We start from the raw sequence: 19,348 nt of genomic DNA on the forward strand, positions 1-19,348 counted from the left end.
ACCACCCCCAACTCCTCTGGCTTGGGGTGGGGGGGGTTTTTTTTTTTTTTTACCGCCCGCGGGGGGGGGGGCCCGGGCGCCCGCGCGCCGGCCCCGCCGTCACCCGCTGTGCACGATCTGGATCAGGTTGCCGCAGGTGTCGTCCAGCACCGCGGTGGTGACCGGGCCCATCTCCTGCGGCTCCTGGGTGAAATGAACGCCGAGCCCGCGCAGCCGGTCGAACTCCGCCTGCACGTCGTCCACGGCGAAGGAGGCGGCCGGGATGCCGTCCTTCACCAGTGCCGTCCTGTACGGCTTCACCGCGGGGTGGCCGTCGGGCTCCAGCAGCAGCTCGGTCCCCTCGGGGTTCTCCGGCGAGACCACGGTCAGCCACCGGTCCTTGCCGATCGGGACTTCGGTCTTCTTCACGAAGCCCAGCACGTCGGTGTAGAAGCGCAGGGCCTTGTCCTGGTCATCGACGAAGACGCTGGACAGGTGAATCCGCATGATGTGCTCTCCGGTGCATCGGGCCCGAGCCACCGGTGCGCGATGTGCTCAGGGGGTTCGGTGTCCACATCGTGGAGCGTGCGACATCTCAGGCGTCACGCACGGGGCTGACCGTCCCGTTCTACCAGCTCATCGGTGACCGGAGCATCCCCGGCGGCACGGTCTCGCGTCCTGCCCCGGCCCGCCGCCACGCCGAACGGGCGACCGCAGCGCTCGACCGGTCCGTCCGCGCGTGCGGCCGGCCGGCGACCTCCCGGGACGCCGACCGGTCCCCGCCCGGGCGGGGTGGTGTTTGTCCGGTCGGATCCGGGTGAGAAGAGGACCGGGTGGGCAGAGCGTGGTCCGGGCGGCGGGTCCCCCCACTCCCCGCCGTCCGGGCCCGTCCCACCACTGCTCAGAGCCCGGCCACCGTGACGTCCTTCCGGCGGCCGGGCGGCACCGGGGCCCCGCCCGGCCGCTCCTGACGTCCTGACCCTCCGTCGCGGGCGGTGGCCGACGAGCCGGTCGAGGACCGCCGCCGCCGCCGTGGTCGGCCGGTGCGCCGGCGGCGGACCACCCGTCACCGGCGGCCGTCCGCGCCCGCCGGGCGTGCGGGCCCTGCGGGGCACCCCCGCTCCTGCGGCGGGCGAGGGCCATTCGGCGCAGCCCGGTCCGCGCGTCGCGGGCCCGCCGCAGCCGGGCGCCTACCGTGGGCGAATGACCGATCGTCGGAACGAGAGGCCTGCCGGAGGCCGGCTCGGCTACCTCGGGGCCGCCGCCGCCTTCGCCGTCTGCATGGCGGGCACCACCCTGCCCACCCCGCTGTACGGGCTGTACCAGGAGGAGATCGGCTTCTCCGAACTGATGGTGACGGTCGTGTTCGCGATCTACGCCTTCGGGGTGATCGGCGTCCTGCTGCTCGTGGGCAACGTGTCCGACTCCGTCGGCCGCCGGCCCGTGCTGCTCTGCGGGCTGGCCCTCGCCGCCTGCAGCGCCCTCGCCTTCCTGGCCGAGGGCGGGTTGCCGCTGCTCTGCCTGGGTCGCCTGCTGTCCGGCCTGTCGGCGGGCCTGTTCACCGGCACCGCCACCGCGTACGTGCTGGAGCTCGCCCCGCCCGGGCGCCGGGCCCGCGCGGGCTTCGTGGCGACCGCCGCCAACATGGGCGGCCTGGGCTGCGGACCGCTGCTGTCGGGAGTGCTCGCCGAGTACGCGCCCGACCCCCTGGTACTGCCGTTCGTCGTGCACCTGGTGCTGCTCGCCGCGTCGTTCACGGTGACCTGGTTCCTGCCGGAGACGGTCGCCGGGGCACGCCGGCTGCGAACCGCCCGACCGCGGCGGCCGTCCCTGCCGCCGGAGGTCCGCGGGGTGTTCGTCCCGGCCGGGATCGCCGCGTTCGCCGGGTTCTCCCTGCTGGGCCTCTTCACCTCGGTCAGCCCGGCCTTCCTCGCCGAGAGCCTGGACATCCACAACTCCGCGGTCGTCGGCCTCATCGTCTTCACGGCCTTCTTCGCCTCCACCCTCGGCCAGCTGCTGGTGCCCCGGCTGGGTACCGCACGGGCGATCCCGCTGGGCTGCCTGGTGCTCATCGCCGGGCTGGCCCAACTGGCCGCCTCGCTCGCGCGGACCACCCTCCCGCCCCTGGTGCTCAGCGCCGTGGTGGGCGGCGTGGGCCAGGGCATGGGCCTGCGCGGCGCGGTGGGCGAGATCGCCGCGGCCGCACCCGCCGAGCACCGGGGCGGCGCGCTCTCGGCGCTCTTCGTGGTCGCCTACTTCGGCATCTCGATCCCCGTCATCGGGGTCGGCCTGCTCTCCGAGCCGCTCGGGCTGGCCGACGCCGGCCTGGTCTTCGCCGCCTGCATGGCCCTCCTCGCCGCCGCCTCCGCGGTCTACCTGCTGCGCCGGGCCGGTGCCGACCGGTGACCGGCCGCTCGCGGTGCGGCTCGCCCGGCCGGTCGGTGACATGCCGCCTGCCGTCGGGCACGTCGCATCGGCCGGTGACCTGCGGACCACCGGGGCCCGCGGCGACCGGCGGCCTCCCCTCCCGCCGCGGTACGGGGCCCGGCGGCCGCTCGGGACCGGCGCCGGTCCGGCGGATCCTGCTCCCGAGTCCGCGCGTGACCCGGCCGTGGCGGTCGTCGCCGGCCGTCGGGCGTACTGCGGCCGGAGGGGGAGTCGCGGCGGTGGGCCGATGCGGTGGCGGTGGCCCCGGCCGGCGTCCGTCGGCGCGGGAGCTGCCCGGGCGGCGTTCCACCCGCTATCCAGGATTCATGTCGCCTTCGCACCCCAGTAGCCCCCGGCCCCACGGCCGGCCCTCGAAGCCGTGCGGCCGTGCGGCCCCCGGCGGCGCCGGGCGCGGCGGACCGGTCCCCGCGCCGGGGGCCGGGGCGCGGCGCGCGACGGGCGGTGGTGCGGCATGCCGGTGAGGCGGCCCAAGGCCCGACGGCCGGAGCCGAAGGCGGACGGCGCCGGCGCGGGCCCGGCACTGCGCCGCCTGTCCGACTACGCCTGGCGGCTGCTCGTCGTCGGCGTGGCCGCGTACCTGGTGCTGACGGTGCTGGGGCAGTTCCACCTGATCACGCTGGCCGGCTTCCTCGCCCTGGTGATCACCTCGGTGGTCCGGCCCGTGGTCGATCTGGCCGCCCGCGCCGTCCCCCGTCCGCTCGCCGTCCTGATCGGCCTGGCCGTGGCGATCCTGGTGCCGGCCGGGCTGCTCGCGCTGATCGGCGAGAACGTGGCGGACGACGTGTCCCGCCTGGCCAGGGAGTTCCAGGGCGGCCTGGACCGGCTGGAGAAGTTCCTCGAAGGCGCCCCCTTCCACCTCGAACCGACGACCTTCGACGACCTTCAGCGCAAGGTCTCCGACTTCGCCGCCGAGCACCGCTCGACGTTGATCAGCACGGCCGTCAACGGTGCCCACCGGGCGGTCGAGCTGGCGACCGGCGGTGCGCTCGCACTCTTCATGTCGGTGTTCTTCCTGCACTCCGGGGAGCGGATGTGGCAGTGGAGCGCCTCCCAGCTGCCGCCCGCCGCCGCGGACCACCTCGACCGGGGCGGCCGGGCGGCCTGGCGGACCTTCGCCGGCTACACCCGGGGCATCTTCATCGTCGCCGCGAGCAACGCCGTCATGGTCGGCATCGCCCTGTTCCTCCTCGACGTGCCGCTCGCCCTGCCGCTGACCGTCCTGGAGTTCCTGGCCTCCTTCGTCCCGCTGGTCGGCTCACCGATCGCGATGCTGGTCGCCTCCTTCGTGGCGCTGGCCGCCCGTGGCCCGGTGACCGCGATCGTGGGGCTGCTGCTGATCGTGGTGATCGGCCAGATCGAGGGCCATCTGCTCCACCCGCTGGTGATGAGCCGGGCGGTCAGCCTGCACCCGGTGGTGGTCGCGGTGTCGGTGCTCGCGGGCAGCATCGCGGCCGGGGTGATCGGCGCCGTGGTCGCCGTCCCCGTCGTCTCGGTGGCCTGGTCCGTGTACGCCGAGCTGCGCCGCCCGGTGGCGGGGCCGGCTCCGGGGCCCTGAGGTCCTCCCCGCCCGACCCGCCCCGACCCTCGACCGCCCTTGACCGCCGCCCTCGACCGCTCTCGACCGGACAGACCCCGGCGGCCCGACGCACCCCCCCCGCACCGCAGCACGCCCCCGGCACCTGTCGCGCCGCTCGGTGGCGGCATACCGCGGGGCGGGCCGATGCTGGAAAGCGGGGGTCCCGGTCCGGGAGCAGCCTCCTGAACCCTCCCGTCCGCCCGTCGCCCGCCCCAGGAGGGCCGTCATGAGCACTGTCACCGCCTACGCCGCGCCCGCCGCCAAGGCCCCGCTGGAGCGGACGACCATCGAGCGTCGCCCGGCGGGGCAGCGCGACGTGCTGATCGACATCGCGTTCGTCGGCATCTGCCACTCCGACATCCACCAGGCCCGGGAAGGCTGGGGCCAGGCGATCTTCCCGATGGTGCCCGGTCACGAGATCGCGGGCGTCGTCGCCGGGACCGGCCCCGGCGTGACGAGGTTCGAGGTCGGCGACCGGGTGGGCGTCGGCTGCATGGTCGACACCTGCCGCGTGTGCGACAACTGCCGGGCGGGCCTGGAGCAGTACTGCGTCGAGGGCCCGGTCTGGACCTACAACGCCGTGGGCAAGGACGGTCGGCCCACCTACGGCGGCTACGCGCAGCAGATCGTCGTCGACGAGAACTACGTGGTGCGCATCCCGGACGGCCTGTCCCTGGACGTGGCCGCCCCGCTGCTGTGCGCGGGCATCACCACCTACTCACCGCTGCGCCACTGGAACGCCGGCCCCGGCAGGAGGGTCGCGGTCGTCGGTCTCGGCGGGCTCGGGCACGTGGCCGTGAAGCTCGCGCACGCGCTGGGAGCCGAGGTCACCGTGCTGTCCCAGTCCCTGCGCAAGAAGGACGACGGCCTGCGGCTGGGCGCCGACCACTACTACGCCACCGGCGACCCGAGGACCTTCGAGGTCGCGGCGGGCAGGTTCGACCTCGTCCTCAACACCGTCTCGGCCCCGCTCGACTTCGCCGCCTACCTGTCGTTGCTGCGCACGGACGGCACCCTGGTGAACCTCGGACTCCCGGAGGAGCCGGTGGAGCTGACACTCCAGGCGCTGTCGGGCAACCGCCGCAGCCTGAGCAGCTCGGGCATCGGCGGCATCGCCGAGACCCAGGAGATGCTGGACTTCTGTGCGGCGCACGGGGTGGGCGCCGAGATCGAGCTGATCCGCGCGGACGAGATCAACGACGCCTACGAGCGGGTCCTCAGGAGCGACGTCCGCTACCGCTTCGTCATCGACAACGCCACCCTGTGACGCCGTCCGGGACGGGGGTGCGTCGGGCCGACCGCCGCGGCAGCGGTCCGAGCCGTGCGGCACGCCCATCGGGTAGATCGGTGTTCCGACGGACGCGGCACTGTGATCATTGGGACGGACACCGCCGCCGAATCCACGAGGACCGCCCCCATGCCCGTGCCCGCCGACCCGACGGTGCTCCATCCGATGCCCGAGCAGCCCCGGGTGGTGCTGCTCAAGCCGCTGGTGAAGTCCCCGCTGATCGAGGTCGGGGAGTACTCGTACTACGACGACCCGGACGATCCGACGGCGTTCGAGACGCGCAACGTGCTCTACCACTACGGGCCGGAGAAGCTGATCATCGGCAGGTTCTGCGCGCTGGGCACGGGAGTGCGGTTCATCATGAACGGCGCCAACCACCGCATGGACGGGCCGTCGACCTTCCCCTTCCCCACCATGGGCGGCTCGTGGTCCGAGCACTTCGACCTGCTCACCGGCCTGCCGAACCGGGGTGACACCGTCGTCGGCAACGACGTCTGGTTCGGCCACGGCTCGACGGTGCTGCCGGGCGTGCGGATCGGGCACGGCGCGATCATCGGTGCCGGCGCCGTGGTCACCTCGGACGTGCCCGACTACGGGATCGTCGGCGGAAACCCGGCCCGTCTCATCCGCTCCCGCCACAGCGAGCAGGACGTCGCCCGACTGCTGGCGGTGGCCTGGTGGGACTGGCCGGCGGAGCACATCACCGAGCACGTGCGGACGATCATGTCGGGCACCGTCGCCGACCTGGAGGCCGCCGGAATCGCCGTGCGCGGCGGCCCGGCGGCGGGCTAGCGTCCCGGCCGTCGTCCGCCGGCGCCCCGGGGGCGTCAGCGGTGCGGGGTGCCGCCGACGAAGTCCTTGAGGGCGTCGAGGCGGGTCCGGCGGTCGGGCGGGTAGCGGCGCAGGGCGCGTTCGGCCTTGCGCGAGCCCGGCGGGTAGCGCCAACGCGCCCAGGGGGAGGCCGGTTTGGCCAGTCGCAGGACGCCGACCAGGCCGACCACGAGGGGGACCAGCAGGCCGATCACACCGAGCGCCGTCTTGCCCTTGAGGATCGTGCCGACGCTCAGGGCCAGGTTGACGATCATCAGTGCCGCGAAGGCGAGATGGTTGGCCGTGCCCCGGCCGATGTCGGAGAACGGGTTGAACCCGGCGACCAGCAGCAGGCCGACCGCCACCGCCAGGAACGCCGCGTCGACGGACTTGCGGCCCTCCTCCGCCCAGTAGACGTCCTCCAGGTGCAGCCAGAGCGCGAACTCGTCCACGGTCAGGGCGGCGCCCGCACCGAACAGCACGGCCAGGAGCTGCGCCCCGGGGCTGCCCGGCCGGTACGAGAACTCGATCGCGCCCGCCACCAGCATCGCGAGGATGCCGTACACCTGGTGGTGCACGTGGGTGCCGCCGACCTCGACGTTGCGGAACGGCCCGCGGCCCGCCCTGATCAGCCGGGTGACCACCCGGGTGCCCGCGAAGGTCAGCACGAACGCGCCGAGCATCCAGAGACCGATGCCCTGGTTGGGAACGGTGACGACCACCTCGACCTCGACTGTCGCGTACCGCACGGCGCTCCCGTCCCGTCAGCCGTGGTGCGCGGGGACCCGGAGCAGGTCGCGCACCGTGGCGGAGGGCATGTAGCAGCGCAGCAGGGACAGGCCGATCCGCGGCAGGTCGGCCTCGTCGCGGTAGAGCAGGAACATCGGCTCGTAGCGCGGCTGGAACTTCGCCTTGAAGGAGTGCAGCGAGCGGAAGCCGTAGTACGGCTCCATGGCGGCCCCCAACTGGTCGAGGATCCGGTCGAGCACGGTGGGTGCCCGGGCGGGGCCGGTGCGTGCCAGCGGCGCACCGGAGAGCGAGAGACGGTCCGCGCCGTCCTCCCGGAGCGCGAGGCAGCTGGAGGCGATCATGAACTCGACCACCGGCCGGAAGCCGTCGCGGCGGCGGCGCATCATGTCCAGGGTCCAGCCCTGCGGCACGCCGTCCGCGCCGTACACCGGCATCCACGACGTCACGCCGTGGATGCGGTCCCCGCCCTCCACGGCCAGGCCGACCCGCATCCGCGGATCCATGGCCTCCTCCACGCCGCCGAGGGTGAACCCCATCTCCGGCAGGCCCATGTCGCCGACCCACTCGTCGGAGATGCTGCGGATCTGGGACAGGACGGGACGGGGCTGCTCGGCGAGGGCGACGAGCCGGTACTCGACACCGTCCTTCCTGGCCCGGTTCAGGGCGGTGCGCACGTCCTGCCAGGCCTTGCCGCGGAACTCCAGGTCCGGCAGGTCGATCACGGTGTCCTCGGCGACCTGGACGGACCGCCAGCCCAGCGCGTCGGTGACCTCGGCGGCCCGGGCGGTGGCGGAGAACAGGCAGGGGACCAGCCCGGTGCGGTCGCACATCTCGGCGAAGCGGGTGATCGTCCGGGCCCGGTCGTCCGGCGCGCCCACCGGGTCGCCCAGCGCGACCGCGACGCCGGCGTGCGCCCGGTAGGCGACGTAGCTCTCGCCGCTCCCGCCGTCGTCCTCGGGGAAGAAGTAGGAGTTGTCCGGCCAGGTGGTCATCCAGGAGAGGTTCTCCCCGCCCCGGTGCACGAGCAGGTCCGCGGCCCGGGTGCGGGGGTCCCCGTCGGCCGAGGGGGTGGCCGCCGGTGCGGACGGAGTCGTTCCGGGCGCCGGGGCCCGGCCGCGCGCCCGCCGCGCCCGGAACGCGTCCCGGCCGGCGATCAGCACCACCAGTTCGGCGGTCCAGACCACCGAGGTGGGGACGAACACCGCGGCACCCGTGACCGTGACCTGCTCGTCGAGGGCCTTGCCGATCACGTAGACGATCCCCACGAACAGGCCCAGCAGCGCGTTCAGCGCGCAGAGCAGCACCGTCCAGCGCCAGGCGGTGCGGCGGCCCCGGCGCAGCCCGTCGACCAGCAGCCCGATCAGCACCACGGAGAGCAGGACCTGCCAGCCCGGTCCGCCCAGCCCCCTGGTCTCCCCGACCGGGCCGTGCCCCGGCACCAGCCAGACGACCAGCAGGATCGCCGCGATCAGGACCAGACCGGCCACCGCCAGCAGCCGCCACTCCCGCCGGCTGAGCCGGCCGGAGGTCCGGGCGGCCCCAGGCACCCGCAGCCAGTGGGTCGCCACCAGCCCGCCGGCCACCGCCAGCGCGCGCTGCAGATCGTCGAGCCCCCCGACGTACAGGAGGGACACACCGGCGTAGGCGACCAGGGCCAGGCGCAGCCGCTGCCGCCACGGCGAGGCCAGGGCCGCCGAGGCGACCGCGCCCGCGCACAGCGCGCCCGCCGAGATCCCGACGTCGACGGTGCCGGCCAGGTCCTTCGCCCAGGACCACGCGGTGTGCCGCAGGGCGAACAGCAGCAGGGCGGCCAGCAGGACGGCGCCGAGCTGGCCGGCCACCGTCACCGCGGCCGTCCAGCGGGTGCCCAGCCGTGCCTCGGCGAGACCGCAGAGCAGGAGGACCCCGACGAGCACCGGCAGGTACTCGATCGGGGTCGCGCAGAACAGCGGCCCGGTGACGAGCGTCCACCAGCGGCCCGTCTCGAACGCCGGCAGACCGTAAGCGACGTTCGGGTACCAGGACCGGTCGGACACCGCGTCCCACAACCCGCCGACGACCAGCCCCAACAGCAGGATCACCGCGGCGGCGGCGAGCGTGAAGGGGAAGCGTCGCAGGGCGGTGGTGACCGCGGGCAGGGCGTCGCGCCGCCACCGCGGCTCTGATTCTCCCGGCACCTCGCACCTCCGCACGGCGTGGCCGACTTCACCCCCACCTCGGGCCCGGAGCCTCCTCGCTCAGCGTATCCGGATTCGGCCGCCGGGGCCGGGCGAGGCGACCGGGCCCCCGGCGGCTCCTCGCCCGGGCCGCCCGAACCGCCCGGGCGACGGGGCGGCCGGCCTTCGATAGGCTCGTCGTGGTCCGCGGCGCAGCCCACGGCCGGCGGCGGACGGGCCTGTCGTCCACGGGCGGACGCCAGGACACCAGAGGACCAGGACGCCAGGGCACCAAGCCGGGGTGACGGCACGACGGGAGGACGACCGATGTCCACTGACCCGGTCACCCCTGGCCCGGCCGGAGGCGACAGCGGGTACGGGGAGTCCCTCTTCGAGCCGTGGCAGCCCGGCGAGGGCGAACGCATCGATCTCGGCTCCCTCGCCTACGACCACGTCACCCGGGCCCGGCTGCGCGCCCTCGGGGTCGGCCCCGGGGTCCGCTGCTGCGAGGTGGGTGCCGGTACCGGCACCGTCGCGCGCTGGCTGGCGACGTCCGCCGGGGCCGCCGAGGTCCTCGCCGTCGACCGGGACACCCGCTTCGTCGCGCCGTTCGCGGGCGGGGCGCTGCGCACGCTCACGGCCGACGTCTCCTCGCCCGACTTCGCCCCCGGCCGGTTCGACCTGGTGCACGCGCGCTTCGTGCTGATGCACCTGCCGCAGTGGCACCGGGTCATGGCCCGCCTGCGGGACCTCCTCGTACCGGGTGGGCACCTGGTCCTCGGGGACGCCGTGGACCTCACCACGGCCGGTCCGCCCGACACCCCGTACCGGCTCGCGATGCGGGCGATGTGGCAGGCGTTGCGGACGTCCATCGGCACCGACGTCGGCTGGACGCCCGACAGTCCGCGGTTGCTGCGCGAGCTCGGGCTGTCCGAGGTCGGCGCCGAGGTGTTCGTCCCCGCCCTGCTCGCGGACGCCCCGATCACCGCGTTCTGGCTGGACACCTGGGACCGCACCCGCGAGGCCATGCTCGCCACCGGGCTGGTCGATGCCGAACTCCTCGACGAGGCCCGCGCGTCGCTGGCCTCGGGCACCGTCGCCGACCTCTCTCCCGGCCTGATCACCAGCTGGGGACGCCAGCCCTGAACTCCCGTCCTGAGCAACCGTCCTGACCGCCCGTCCTGAGCACCCCTCCTGAGCACCCGGCCGGGCGCCCAGGACGGGCAGGCCTCACGGAGCGTTGAACAGCAGGGGGAACCCGAGGGCGAGCCAGGGCCTGCGCCCCCAGGCGAGGACCTTGCCGCGGGCCAGCACCGCGTACGGGTTGCACCGGCCGAGGGCGAGCAGCAGGAAGGTCACCGGCTCGGTGAGGATCGTGCAGTCGGGCCGGGCAGCAGGCCCGGGGGAGACCTCGGCGACGCCGTCGCGGAAGGTCACCGTGAAGCGGGCGCCGCCGCGCACCCGCAGGCCGTAGCGGGCGGTGTGACCGGCGGCGGAACGGCCGTCGACCACCCGGGGCATGGCCGTCATCAGGAACGGCAGGGTCAGCGCCACCCGGTGGCGGTCGACCATGTGCGGCCGCCGTAGCGCGACGGCCAGGTCGTACCCGTGCCCGAGCATGTGGGTGAGCAGGTACGAGGCCAGCGTGGCGAGGTCCATCGGCCCGAGCGGGGTCAGTACCGGAGTGGATGCCGGCCGGTCGGCGCAGGCCTCGGTGAAGGCGCGGGCGTGCCGGACGATCTGCTCCGCGAGGACGGCCGCGTCACGCTCGGGAAAGGCGGCCAGGGACGCCGCGTTGGCCGCGGCCAGGCTGTCCGGTGTCCCGTCCCCGTAGCTGCGCCGTTCCCCCTCGGCCAGGGCGGCCATCAGCTCGTTGGCCAGGGCGAGATGGGCCGCCGCCTCGCCCACGGTCCATTGCGCGCCGGGGATCGGCAGACCGGTGTCGGCGCGGTCGCGGAGCAGTGCCGCGGTGTCCTCGGCCACGCCGAGGACGGCGTCGAGGAGGGCGGTGGGCACGGTGTCCTGGGGGACCGGGGCGGGGGTCATGGAGGTGAATCGTGGACCAGGCGGGCCCGGCTGTCCAGAGCCCCGGCGCAGGAGATTACCCGTGAGTACGTCCGGTGGCCGCCCGGCCGGCCCTCGTGGGGCCGGGCGCCGACCACATGACGACGGCCCCGGCGCGTTGAGCGCCGGGGCCGTTGCAGTAGCGGGGACAGGATTTGAACCTGCGACCTCTGGGTTATGAGCCCAGCGAGCTACCGAGCTGCTCCACCCCGCGTCGATGTCTCAACTCTACGGCATCGGCGGCGGCCGGCCGACCAGTTTTCCGTGAGGCCCGGGTCCGGGCCCGCGCCGGCGCTGCCGAGCGCGCCTCGCCGGCCCGCCCGTCGCGCCGAAATCACTCCTCCGGACCGCTTGACGGTCCGTAGGAGCCTCCCGTTATCGCTACATACAGGACAAATGGGATATTCGGGTCCGCTCGGGTGAGAAGCGTCACCTGTTGCCCGCGGTGGCCCCGGGAAGAGCGGGGGAGCCCCGGCGTGACAGGCCGGGGCCTTCTCCGCACGGGCCCGACGGCCCGTCCGCTTCGGGACCAAGGGCCCGAATCCGGTGGACCTTCGTCCACGTCGGAGCCGGTCCGGAGCGGGCAACCGTGGACGGTCACCCGGTGAGTCCCGGGTGACGGGGCCTCCCGTTCGGGTGGCCCCGACTTCTGCCGTCTACCAGGCGCACGGTGTGCGGGAGCACCGCCGTACGCCCCGGAGGACCCGAATTCCATGTCCCGAACCATCGACAACGCCCCGTATACCGGCTTCCACCGGAGACTGGCCCTGGCCTGTTCCGGTGGGCCCCTGCTGGACGGTTACATCCTGAGCATCGTCGGCGTGGCCCTGATCGGGATGCGTCCCGACCTCGGCCTCTCCACCGCCGAGGTCAGCCTGATCGGCGCCGCCGCCCTGGTCGGCATGTTCGTCGGTGGCGCGCTCTTCGGCGTGCTGACCGACAAGATCGGCCGGGAGGTGATGTACACCGCGGACCTGTTGGTGATGGTGGCCTGCTCCGTGCTCTCCTTCTGGGTCGACACGGTGTGGGCGATCGCCGTGCTGCGCTTCGTCCTCGGCCTGGCGGTGGCCGCCGACTACCCGATCGCCACCTCGCTCCTCGCCGAGTGGCTGCCGGCCCGCCAGCGCGGCCGGCTGCTCGGGCAGCAGATCATCGCCTGGTACGCCGGTTCCGTCCTCGCCTATCTGACGGGCTATCTGTTCCTGCGGTTCGGCGGGCAGGGCAGCTGGCGCTGGATGCTGGCCAGCTCCACCGTCCTGTGCGTGGTGTTCCTGGTGATCCGGCGCGGATCGCCCGAGTCGCCGCGCTGGCTCGCCGCCCACGGGCGGGTCGGTGACGCGGTGCGCGTGGTCGAGAAGCACCTCGGTGTCCGGGTCGACGGCCGGGAGCTGATGCCCGATCCCGCCGAGGCCGGCCGCCCCGGCGGTCTGCGCCTGCTGATGACCCAGCCCTACCGGCGCCGCACGCTGTTCTGCGGCCTGTTCTTCCTCTGCCAGGTCGGCCCGCTCTTCGCGATGCTGACCTTCGGCCCGCAGATCCTCGCCTCCTTCGGCATGCCGGGCGGCACCGTGCTGGACACGCTCGGCACCGGGCTGGTGAGCCTGGTCTTCCTCCTGGGCTGCTTCCCGGCCCTTCGGCTGATCGACACGTGGGGCCGTCGCCCGGTGATCATCTGGTCGTTCGCCCTGATGATCGTTCCGCTCGCCCTGCTCGGCGTCTGGCCCGCCGCCCCGGCCGCTGTCGCCGTCATCGCGCTGTGCGCCTACGCGTTCCTCTGCGGTGGGCCCAACGTGCTCGACTGGACCTACCCGAACGAGCTCTTCCCGACCGAGATCCGGGCGACGGCGGTCGGTGTCGCGACGTCGGTGAGCCGGATCGGCGCGGCCGTCGGCACGTATCTGCTGCCCCTGTCGCTCAGCGGGCTCGGCACCGGGCCGACCATGCTGATCGCGGCCGGCACCACGGCCGTCGGCCTGCTCGTGTGCGTCCTGTGGGCCGAGGAGACGCGCGGAACCGCCCTGGGCGCGGCGAAGGGCTCCGACTCGTCGTCGGCCGCGCCGGCCCGCCGCACGCCCGCACCGGTCGGCTGACACCGGCGCTCCCGAGGGCCGTGCCGCCACGGGCCGGGGGAGCGTGTGATGACGCCGGAGGGGGAGGTCGATCCCGTCGACCTCCCCCTCCGGCGTCACCCCGGACGGGCCGTCAGGCGTACCTACCGCAGGGCCGCCAGGTACGCGAGGACGTCCTCGCGGCCGGCCGCCGGGGCGGTGAGAGCGATGTGGTGGTCCGGCCGGACGAGCACGAGGGCGTCGCCGGTGATCCCGTAGGCCCGGCGGAGGTCGCCGTCGGGGTCGTCGAGTGCCACCGGCCGGACGTGGCCGGGCAGTTCGGTGAGAGCGGGGCGGGCGCTCGGACCGAACCCGAGCAGCGTGAAGTGGTCGCCGGCGAAGCGGTCGAAGAGCCGGCCCGGTTCGCCGTCGGGGCCGGGGCAGACGCCGTCCGGTGCCCGGTCGCCGGCCCGGAGCGGGCCGTCGAGGCGGTCGGTCGCGAGCCGGCTCCACCGGTAGCCGAGCGAGAGGCCGGTGAGGTCGCCCACCCGGCCGGCCTCGACGCCGATGCCGGGGGTGCCGATGCCTTCGGTGACGGCGGTCATGCCGGCGGTGGTGACGTCCAGGGTCCAGGCGGCGATCGGCAGGCGTTCCTCCTGGTAGGTGTCCAGCAGGGCCGGTGCGGCGAGACCGCGCACCACGTACCCGAGCTTCCACGCGAGGTTCCAGGCGTCCTGGATGCCGGTGTTCATGCCGAGCCCGCCCGCGGTGGGGTGGACGTGCGCGCAGTCGCCGGCCAGCAGGACCCGCCCCTGGCGGTACCGCTCGGCCATCCGGACATTGACCCGCCAGGTGGAGAGCCAGGTGGCATGGCCGAGCCGGAGGTCCGGGCGGCCGGTGTGCAGGGCGGCCAGTCGCTGGAAGCTCTCCAGCGAGGGGGCGACCGCCCGGCCGTCGGCGTCCGTCTCCGGGCTCGCCTGCAACTGCCAGCGGCGGCTGCCCTCGAACGGGCAGAGCATGAACACGCCCTGCGGCCCGAACCACTGGTGCCAGGCGCCCGGGTCCAGCCCCTCGACCTCGACGTCGCCGCAGACCATCACCGGCTCCGGGTCACCGTCCCCGACGAACGGTATGCCCAGCAGCTTGCGCACCGTGGAGCGGCCGCCGTCGCAGGCGACCAGGTACTCGGCCGAGATCCGCCCGCCGTCGGCGAGGCGTACCTCCACTCCGGCGCCGCTCTGCGTGAAGTCCACGAGCTCGGTGGCGAGTTCCACCGCCACCCCGTACTCGGCGAGCCGCTCGCGCAGCAGCCGTTCCACCCGGGTCTGCGGCAGCCACAGGCTCGCCGGGTAGGGGACGTCGGCGCTGGGGCGGGCGCCGGCGAACGGCTCGGTCTCGTTGACGAACTCGCCGGCGAAGTACTTGCGGAACGGCAGGTGGGTGCGGCCCGCGGCCGCCAGCTGCTCGCGGAGGCCGAGGTCGGCGAGGACCTCCAGACTGCGCGGGTTGAGCGTCTTGCCGCGTGAACCCCGGTGGAACGCGGCTGCCTTCTCGATCACTCGGACCGCGACGCCCTGCCGCGCCAGCCCGCACGCCAGGGTCAGCCCGGTCGGCCCCGCCCCCACGATCACCACGGTTGTCATGTGTGTCCGTCCTTCCGGTTCGTCGATACGCACCATGGAACAGCAACCAGGTAAGAAATGCAACCGAGTAACAAACGTCTCCGGGTTATGATCAAGGCATGAGTCCGAGCGAGCCAGATCCGGGTCTGCGGACCCTCAAGAAGCAGCGCACCCGACAGACCATCGCGGACACGGCCATCGCCCTGTTCCTCGACCGGGGCTTCGACCAGGTCTCGGTGGCCGAGATCGCCGCCGCCGCCGAGGTGTCCAAGCCCACCCTCTTCCGCTACTTCGGAAGCAAGGAGGAGCTGGTCCTGCACCGCTTCGCCGACCACCTCGGCGAGGCCGGGCGGGTCGTGCGCGACCGCGCGGCCGGGCTCACCCCGCTGGACGCCCTGGAGCGCCACCACCTGGACCGGCTGGCGGCCCGCGACCCCAACACCGGGCTGACCGACGACCCCGAGGTGCTGGCCTTCCTCCGGCTGATCTACGAGACCCCGAGCCTCTCCGCCCACCTCCGCGACTACGTCGACGCCGACACCCGTGCGCTCGCCGAGGCGCTGGACCCGGGCGGGAGCGTGGCCGCCCGGCTGGTCGCCGCCCAGTACGCGGCGGTGCGCCAGGTCCTCGCCCACGCCACCTGGACCAGGCTCGCCGAGGGGCTGGACATCGGCGACGTCGCGCGGCAGGCCGCGGCCGAGCTGGCCGAGGCGTTCGCCCTGCTGCGCGGTGGCGCCGCCGCCCACGGATTCTGACCCCGGGGCGCGGGCTGTCCCTCGGGTGAGGCCCCTCCGCTCGGCATCCGCATGATCGAACACAAGGCGACAGGTATCGACACGGACTGTCGGTCCGATTCCGCCCCGAGAGGATGCGGAGACCCTCGATTCCCTCACGAAAAGTAACTCTTCGTCACTGAAAGTGCAGGAAAGACCCGGTTGGACGCTCGCTTCAGCGGGTTGGTCGGAATCCTTGACACAATCAAACAGGGCTCCGAGGCCCTGCGTCACCCTCGACTGTTTGCGCAAACATCGACGGTGGGCGGTGCTCAGCCCCGGGCCGCCGGCGGCGGTGCGGCCGAACTGGCCCGGACCACCAGCTCCGGCGGCACCGAGACGGCCGTGACGGCGGACTTCCCGCCCTGCGGCGGATCGATCTGATCGAGGAGCAGGGCCACGCACTGTCGGCCGACCTCCTCGAAGTCCTGCCGCACGGTGGTCAGCGGGGGGGTGAAGTAGGCCGCTTCGGGGATGTCGTCGAAACCGACCACGCTCACGTCCTCCGGCACGCGGCGGCCGGCCTCGTGCAGGGCGCGGACGAGGCCCAGCGCGAGCTGGTCGTTGGCGGCGAAGACGGCGGTGACGTCCGGGCTGGAGGCGATCCGCCTCCCGAGCTGGTAGCCGGAGGCAGCCGTCCAGTCACCGAATCGGACCGGCGGGACGGGCGCCCCGGCGGACTTGAGGGAGTCGTGCCAGGCGGCGGCACGACGCCGCGCCGCATGGGAGTTCTGCGGTCCGCCGAGATGCCAGACCGTCCGGTGCCCGAGGTCGAGCAGGTGCCGAACGGCCGCCGTGACCCCCGCGGCCTGGTCGGTGTCGATGGAGGAGTGCCGCCGCGCCGGGTCCCCGTCCGCCACGACGACCGGCACCCCGGAGGACACGTCGAAGCCCGGCCGGTCGAGGATCTGGGCCTCGATGACGGCGAGTCCGTCGACGGCCTGCTCGGTGAGCTGGCGGACCGCCCGCTGGACGGCCTCCTCGGTCTCGTTCTCGACGCAGACCACGCTGACCGAGTAGCCGGACGCCTGTGCGGCGCGCGAGATGGCGGCGAGGGTGCGGGCGTTGCCCTGGGCGGTGATGTCGAAGGTGACCACGCCGAGGGCGTGGAAGCGCCCGAGCGTGAGCGCTCGGGCGGCGCTGTTGCGCTGGTAGCCGAGCATGCGCATCGCGGAGAGCACCCGGTCGCGCGTCTGCGGCTCCACGTTGGAGCGGTTGTTGGCGACCCGGGAGACGGTCTGCGCGGACACTCCCGCCAGAGCCGCCACGTCCGCCTGCGAGGCCGGTCGCCGCGCGGCGCGCGAGGTCGCCGTGGGCGTGTCCGCGGAGTCCATGCCGCCACCCTCTCCTGATGTCTGCGTGAACATCGTACGGGCGCGACGGGCGGTTCGGAGCCGTCGGCTCGTTCCGCGGGCGGCGATCCGGCCCGTCGGCGGGCCGGCGGGGCCGCCGGGTGCCCACCGTCCGCCCGTGCGGACCGGCGGAAGTGGACGCATGAGGCTGTCGGTCTCTGTTGATTCACGTCCGGTTCGGACGGCCGGCCTGTCCGGCCTCCGGCGGAACCTCTGGCCGTGACCGTGGGGAGCGCCGCCCCGATGGCGCGCTGCTCGACGGCCCCCATTGCGTCGGAGATCCGAAAGACCGGCTCCGACCTGCGATTCTCCACGGCATGACGCCTCTGATGGCTGCCCCGGAAGGGCGGCCGGCGAGCGCTGTCGGACGCGGTCGAGGCCGGTCGCGGAGTCGCATCGCCCTGTTCCGGTGCCTTGACGCCCTGCAACCCGACGGTCAACACTCAACACCATCACCATGTTGGCGCAAACATACGCCACGAAGCCGTGATCACGTCACCCCACCGCACCACCTCCCCGCCGATCGCGGCGCCGTGACCGTCCGGCGCCCGCCCCGACCCGCCCGCACACGGCGGCGACCGGGCGGGCGCCGGTACCCGGCCACGCCCGACCCTCACGCCCGACCCTCACCAGGAGTCAGCGACACCATGCCAGGCCTCCAGATCGATGGAAACGACTTCACCCTCGACGGCGCACCCTTCCGCATCATCTCCGGCGGACTGCACTACTTCCGGATCCACCCGGACCACTGGGCCGACCGCCTGCGCAAGGCCAGGCTCATGGGCCTCAACACCGTCGAGACCTACGTCGCCTGGAACCTCCACCAGCCGACCCCCGACACCTTCCGGATGGACGGCGGTCTCGACCTCCCGGCCTTCCTCGACCTCGCGGCCGCCGAAGGACTCCACGTCCTGCTCCGCCCCGGCCCCTACATCTGCGCCGAATGGGAGGGGGGCGGCCTGCCGTCCTGGCTGCTCGACCGCCCCGGCATCGAGCTCCGCAGCCAGCACCCCGACTACCTCTCGGCGGTGGAGGGCTACTTCGAGCGCCTCCTCCCCCCGGTCGTGGAACGCCTCGCGACCAGGGGCGGCCCGGTGGTGGCCGTGCAGGTCGAGAACGAGTTCGGGGCCTACGACGACGACACCTCGCACCTCGAACACCTCGCGGCCCTGCTGCGCCGGCACGGCGTCGACGTCCCGCTGTTCACCTGCGACCAGCCGGCCGACCTGGCCCGCGGCTCCCTGCCCGGCGCCCTCGCCACGGCCAACTTCGGCAGCCGCTCCCGCGAGGGGCTCGCCGCCCTGCGCGCCCACCAGCCCACCGGGCCGCTGATGTGCGCGGAGTTCTGGATCGGCTGGTTCGACCGCTGGGGCGGGCACCACGTGGTCCGCCCGGCCGACGAGGCCGCACAGGAGCTGGACGACCTGCTGTCGACCGGAGCCTCGGTCAACCTCTACATGCTCCACGGCGGTACCAGCTTCGGGTTCACCAACGGCGCCAACGACAAGCACACCTACCGTCCCACCGTCACCTCCTACGACTACGACGCCCCGCTGGACGAGGCCGGCGATCCCACCGAGAAGTACCGTGCCTTCCGCGACGTCATCGCGAAGTACGCCCCGGTTCCCGACGCCCCCGTACCCGCGCCGGCACCGAAGCTCGCCGCCCGCACCGTGCCGCTGCCCGACAGCGCCGGGCTGTTCGCGAACGGCTCGGCGTTCGGCAGCCCCGTCCGGTCCGAGTGCCCGCTCACGATGGAGCAGCTGCGGCAGGACTTCGGATTCGTCCGCTACGAGGCCGTCCTGCCGCGGTCCGGGCCGGCGGTACTGGAGCTGGCGGACGTGCGCGACCGCGCGCAGGTCTTCGTCGACGGCCAGCCGGTCGGCGTCCTGGAGCGCGAGCGCCACGAGCACGCCATCGCCTTCACGGTGCCCCGGTCCGACAGCGTGCTGACCGTGCTGGTGGAGAACCAGGGCAGGGTCAACTACGGCCGGGGGCTGCACGACCCGAAGGGCCTGGTCGGCCCGGTCCGGCTCGACGGCGAGGACCTCCGTGGCTGGACCAACCTGCCGCTGCCGCTGACCTCCCTCGACGAACTCGTCTTCACCACCGGAACGCCGGTCGTCGGCCCCGCGTTCCACCGCGGGAGCCTCCACCTCGACGAGCCCGCCGACGCGTTCCTGCACCTGCCCGGCTGGACCAAGGGGAACGTGTGGGTCAACGGCTTCCACCTCGGCCGGTACTGGTCCCGGGGCCCGCAGCGTTCGCTCTACCTGCCCGGCCCCGTCCTGCGCCCGGGATCGAACGAGATCACGGTGCTGGAGCTGCACGCGGCCCCCGCCGGCCGTGCCGTCCGGCTCGGGGGGACGCCCGACCTCGGGCCCACCGAGGAGTGAGGACGGTGCCGCCATGACGGCGGGGGGCGTGGGGGGGGGGGACCCCGCAGGGGGGCCCCGCGCGGGGCGCGGGGGGCGGGGCGGGC

The 19,348-nt window shown here is 73.9% G+C and carries 14 protein-coding genes and 1 tRNA gene; 8 read left to right on the forward strand and 7 right to left on the reverse strand.

Going from position 1 to position 19,348, the window contains the following annotated elements; all coding sequences use genetic code 11:
- Positions 1-99: 99 nt before the first annotated feature.
- Positions 100-486, reverse strand: a complete 387-nt coding sequence (locus tag ACFVYI_RS39535) for a VOC family protein (RefSeq protein ID WP_387894573.1) — start codon at positions 484-486, stop codon at positions 100-102.
- A 696-nt stretch (positions 487-1,182) separates the two neighbouring features.
- Here ACFVYI_RS39535 and ACFVYI_RS39540 point away from each other — a divergent pair.
- The 4 genes from ACFVYI_RS39540 (at position 1,183) to ACFVYI_RS39555 (ending at position 6,083) form a co-directional block, all read left to right on the forward strand.
- Positions 1,183-2,385, forward strand: coding sequence for an MFS transporter (locus tag ACFVYI_RS39540; protein ID WP_387894574.1), 1,203 nt, complete (start codon positions 1,183-1,185; stop codon positions 2,383-2,385).
- A gap of 493 nt (positions 2,386-2,878) precedes the next feature.
- Complete coding sequence (locus ACFVYI_RS39545) at positions 2,879-3,982, forward strand: AI-2E family transporter (RefSeq protein WP_387894576.1); 1,104 nt, start codon at positions 2,879-2,881, stop codon at positions 3,980-3,982.
- A gap of 247 nt (positions 3,983-4,229) precedes the next feature.
- Positions 4,230-5,270 (forward strand): NAD(P)-dependent alcohol dehydrogenase, encoded by a 1,041-nt coding sequence (locus tag ACFVYI_RS39550; protein WP_387894578.1) that lies wholly within the window; start codon positions 4,230-4,232, stop codon positions 5,268-5,270.
- Positions 5,271-5,420: 150 nt separating this feature from the next.
- Complete coding sequence (locus ACFVYI_RS39555; RefSeq protein WP_387894580.1) at positions 5,421-6,083, forward strand: CatB-related O-acetyltransferase; 663 nt, start codon at positions 5,421-5,423, stop codon at positions 6,081-6,083.
- 35 nt (positions 6,084-6,118) lie between these two features.
- Here the strand turns inward: ACFVYI_RS39555 and ACFVYI_RS39560 are convergent, their stop codons facing one another.
- Both ACFVYI_RS39560 and ACFVYI_RS39565 read right to left on the reverse strand, forming a co-directional pair.
- On the reverse strand, positions 6,119-6,850 hold the full coding sequence (locus ACFVYI_RS39560) for a hypothetical protein (protein WP_387894582.1): 732 nt from the start codon (positions 6,848-6,850) through the stop codon (positions 6,119-6,121).
- 15 nt (positions 6,851-6,865) lie between these two features.
- Entirely contained in the window at positions 6,866-9,028 is a 2,163-nt protein-coding gene (locus tag ACFVYI_RS39565; protein ID WP_387894584.1) for a bifunctional lysylphosphatidylglycerol flippase/synthetase MprF, read from the reverse strand.
- Positions 9,029-9,334: 306 nt separating this feature from the next.
- On the opposite strand from ACFVYI_RS39565, the gene ACFVYI_RS39570 reads away from it, so the two are divergent.
- Positions 9,335-10,153, forward strand: a complete 819-nt coding sequence (locus ACFVYI_RS39570; RefSeq protein ID WP_387894586.1) for a class I SAM-dependent methyltransferase — start codon at positions 9,335-9,337, stop codon at positions 10,151-10,153.
- Positions 10,154-10,237: 84 nt separating this feature from the next.
- Here ACFVYI_RS39570 and ACFVYI_RS39575 read toward each other — a convergent pair whose 3' ends face one another.
- Both ACFVYI_RS39575 and ACFVYI_RS39580 read right to left on the reverse strand, forming a co-directional pair.
- Positions 10,238-11,053, reverse strand: coding sequence for a maleylpyruvate isomerase family mycothiol-dependent enzyme (locus ACFVYI_RS39575; protein WP_387894587.1), 816 nt, complete (start codon positions 11,051-11,053; stop codon positions 10,238-10,240).
- 158 nt (positions 11,054-11,211) lie between these two features.
- Positions 11,212-11,285, reverse strand: a tRNA-Met gene (locus ACFVYI_RS39580).
- Positions 11,286-11,784: 499 nt separating this feature from the next.
- Here ACFVYI_RS39580 and ACFVYI_RS39585 point away from each other — a divergent pair.
- Positions 11,785-13,161 carry an MFS transporter gene (locus ACFVYI_RS39585; protein ID WP_387894588.1) on the forward strand — a complete coding sequence of 459 codons (1,377 nt, stop codon included), beginning with the start codon at positions 11,785-11,787 and terminating at the stop codon, positions 13,159-13,161.
- 122 nt (positions 13,162-13,283) lie between these two features.
- Here the strand turns inward: ACFVYI_RS39585 and ACFVYI_RS39590 are convergent, their stop codons facing one another.
- A complete protein-coding gene (locus ACFVYI_RS39590; RefSeq protein WP_387894590.1) occupies positions 13,284-14,762 on the reverse strand; it encodes an FAD-dependent monooxygenase in 1,479 nt (492 codons plus the stop codon).
- Between the two features lie 98 nt (positions 14,763-14,860).
- Between ACFVYI_RS39590 and ACFVYI_RS39595 the strand changes: the two genes are divergently transcribed.
- A complete protein-coding gene (locus ACFVYI_RS39595) occupies positions 14,861-15,496 on the forward strand; it encodes a TetR/AcrR family transcriptional regulator (protein WP_387894591.1) in 636 nt (211 codons plus the stop codon).
- Positions 15,497-15,786: 290 nt separating this feature from the next.
- Here ACFVYI_RS39595 and ACFVYI_RS39600 read toward each other — a convergent pair whose 3' ends face one another.
- A complete protein-coding gene (locus ACFVYI_RS39600) occupies positions 15,787-16,848 on the reverse strand; it encodes a LacI family DNA-binding transcriptional regulator (protein ID WP_387894593.1) in 1,062 nt (353 codons plus the stop codon).
- 665 nt (positions 16,849-17,513) lie between these two features.
- Here ACFVYI_RS39600 and ACFVYI_RS39605 point away from each other — a divergent pair.
- The gene (locus ACFVYI_RS39605; protein WP_387894595.1) at positions 17,514-19,262 is read left to right on the forward strand and encodes a beta-galactosidase family protein; all 1,749 of its coding nucleotides are present in this window, start codon (positions 17,514-17,516) and stop codon (positions 19,260-19,262) included.
- Positions 19,263-19,348: the final 86 nt, after the last annotated feature.

It is taken from the genome of Kitasatospora sp. NPDC058218 (assembly GCF_042882445.1).
Taxonomy (GTDB): Bacteria; Actinomycetota; Actinomycetes; order Streptomycetales; family Streptomycetaceae; genus Kitasatospora.

Coding starts and splice junctions, on each gene's coding strand:
- ACFVYI_RS39590 (WP_387894590.1), bottom strand. CDS start 14,762: ATGACAACCGTGGTGATCGTGGGGGCGGGGCCGACCGGGCTGACCCTG.
- ACFVYI_RS39540 (WP_387894574.1), top strand. CDS start 1,183: ATGACCGATCGTCGGAACGAGAGGCCTGCCGGAGGCCGGCTCGGCTAC.
- ACFVYI_RS39585 (WP_387894588.1), top strand. CDS start 11,785: ATGTCCCGAACCATCGACAACGCCCCGTATACCGGCTTCCACCGGAGA.
- ACFVYI_RS39600 (WP_387894593.1), bottom strand. CDS start 16,848: ATGGACTCCGCGGACACGCCCACGGCGACCTCGCGCGCCGCGCGGCGA.
- ACFVYI_RS39575 (WP_387894587.1), bottom strand. CDS start 11,053: ATGACCCCCGCCCCGGTCCCCCAGGACACCGTGCCCACCGCCCTCCTC.
- ACFVYI_RS39555 (WP_387894580.1), top strand. CDS start 5,421: ATGCCCGTGCCCGCCGACCCGACGGTGCTCCATCCGATGCCCGAGCAG.
- ACFVYI_RS39570 (WP_387894586.1), top strand. CDS start 9,335: ATGTCCACTGACCCGGTCACCCCTGGCCCGGCCGGAGGCGACAGCGGG.
- ACFVYI_RS39535 (WP_387894573.1), bottom strand. CDS start 486: ATGCGGATTCACCTGTCCAGCGTCTTCGTCGATGACCAGGACAAGGCC.
- ACFVYI_RS39595 (WP_387894591.1), top strand. CDS start 14,861: ATGAGTCCGAGCGAGCCAGATCCGGGTCTGCGGACCCTCAAGAAGCAG.
- ACFVYI_RS39545 (WP_387894576.1), top strand. CDS start 2,879: ATGCCGGTGAGGCGGCCCAAGGCCCGACGGCCGGAGCCGAAGGCGGAC.
- ACFVYI_RS39605 (WP_387894595.1), top strand. CDS start 17,514: ATGCCAGGCCTCCAGATCGATGGAAACGACTTCACCCTCGACGGCGCA.
- ACFVYI_RS39550 (WP_387894578.1), top strand. CDS start 4,230: ATGAGCACTGTCACCGCCTACGCCGCGCCCGCCGCCAAGGCCCCGCTG.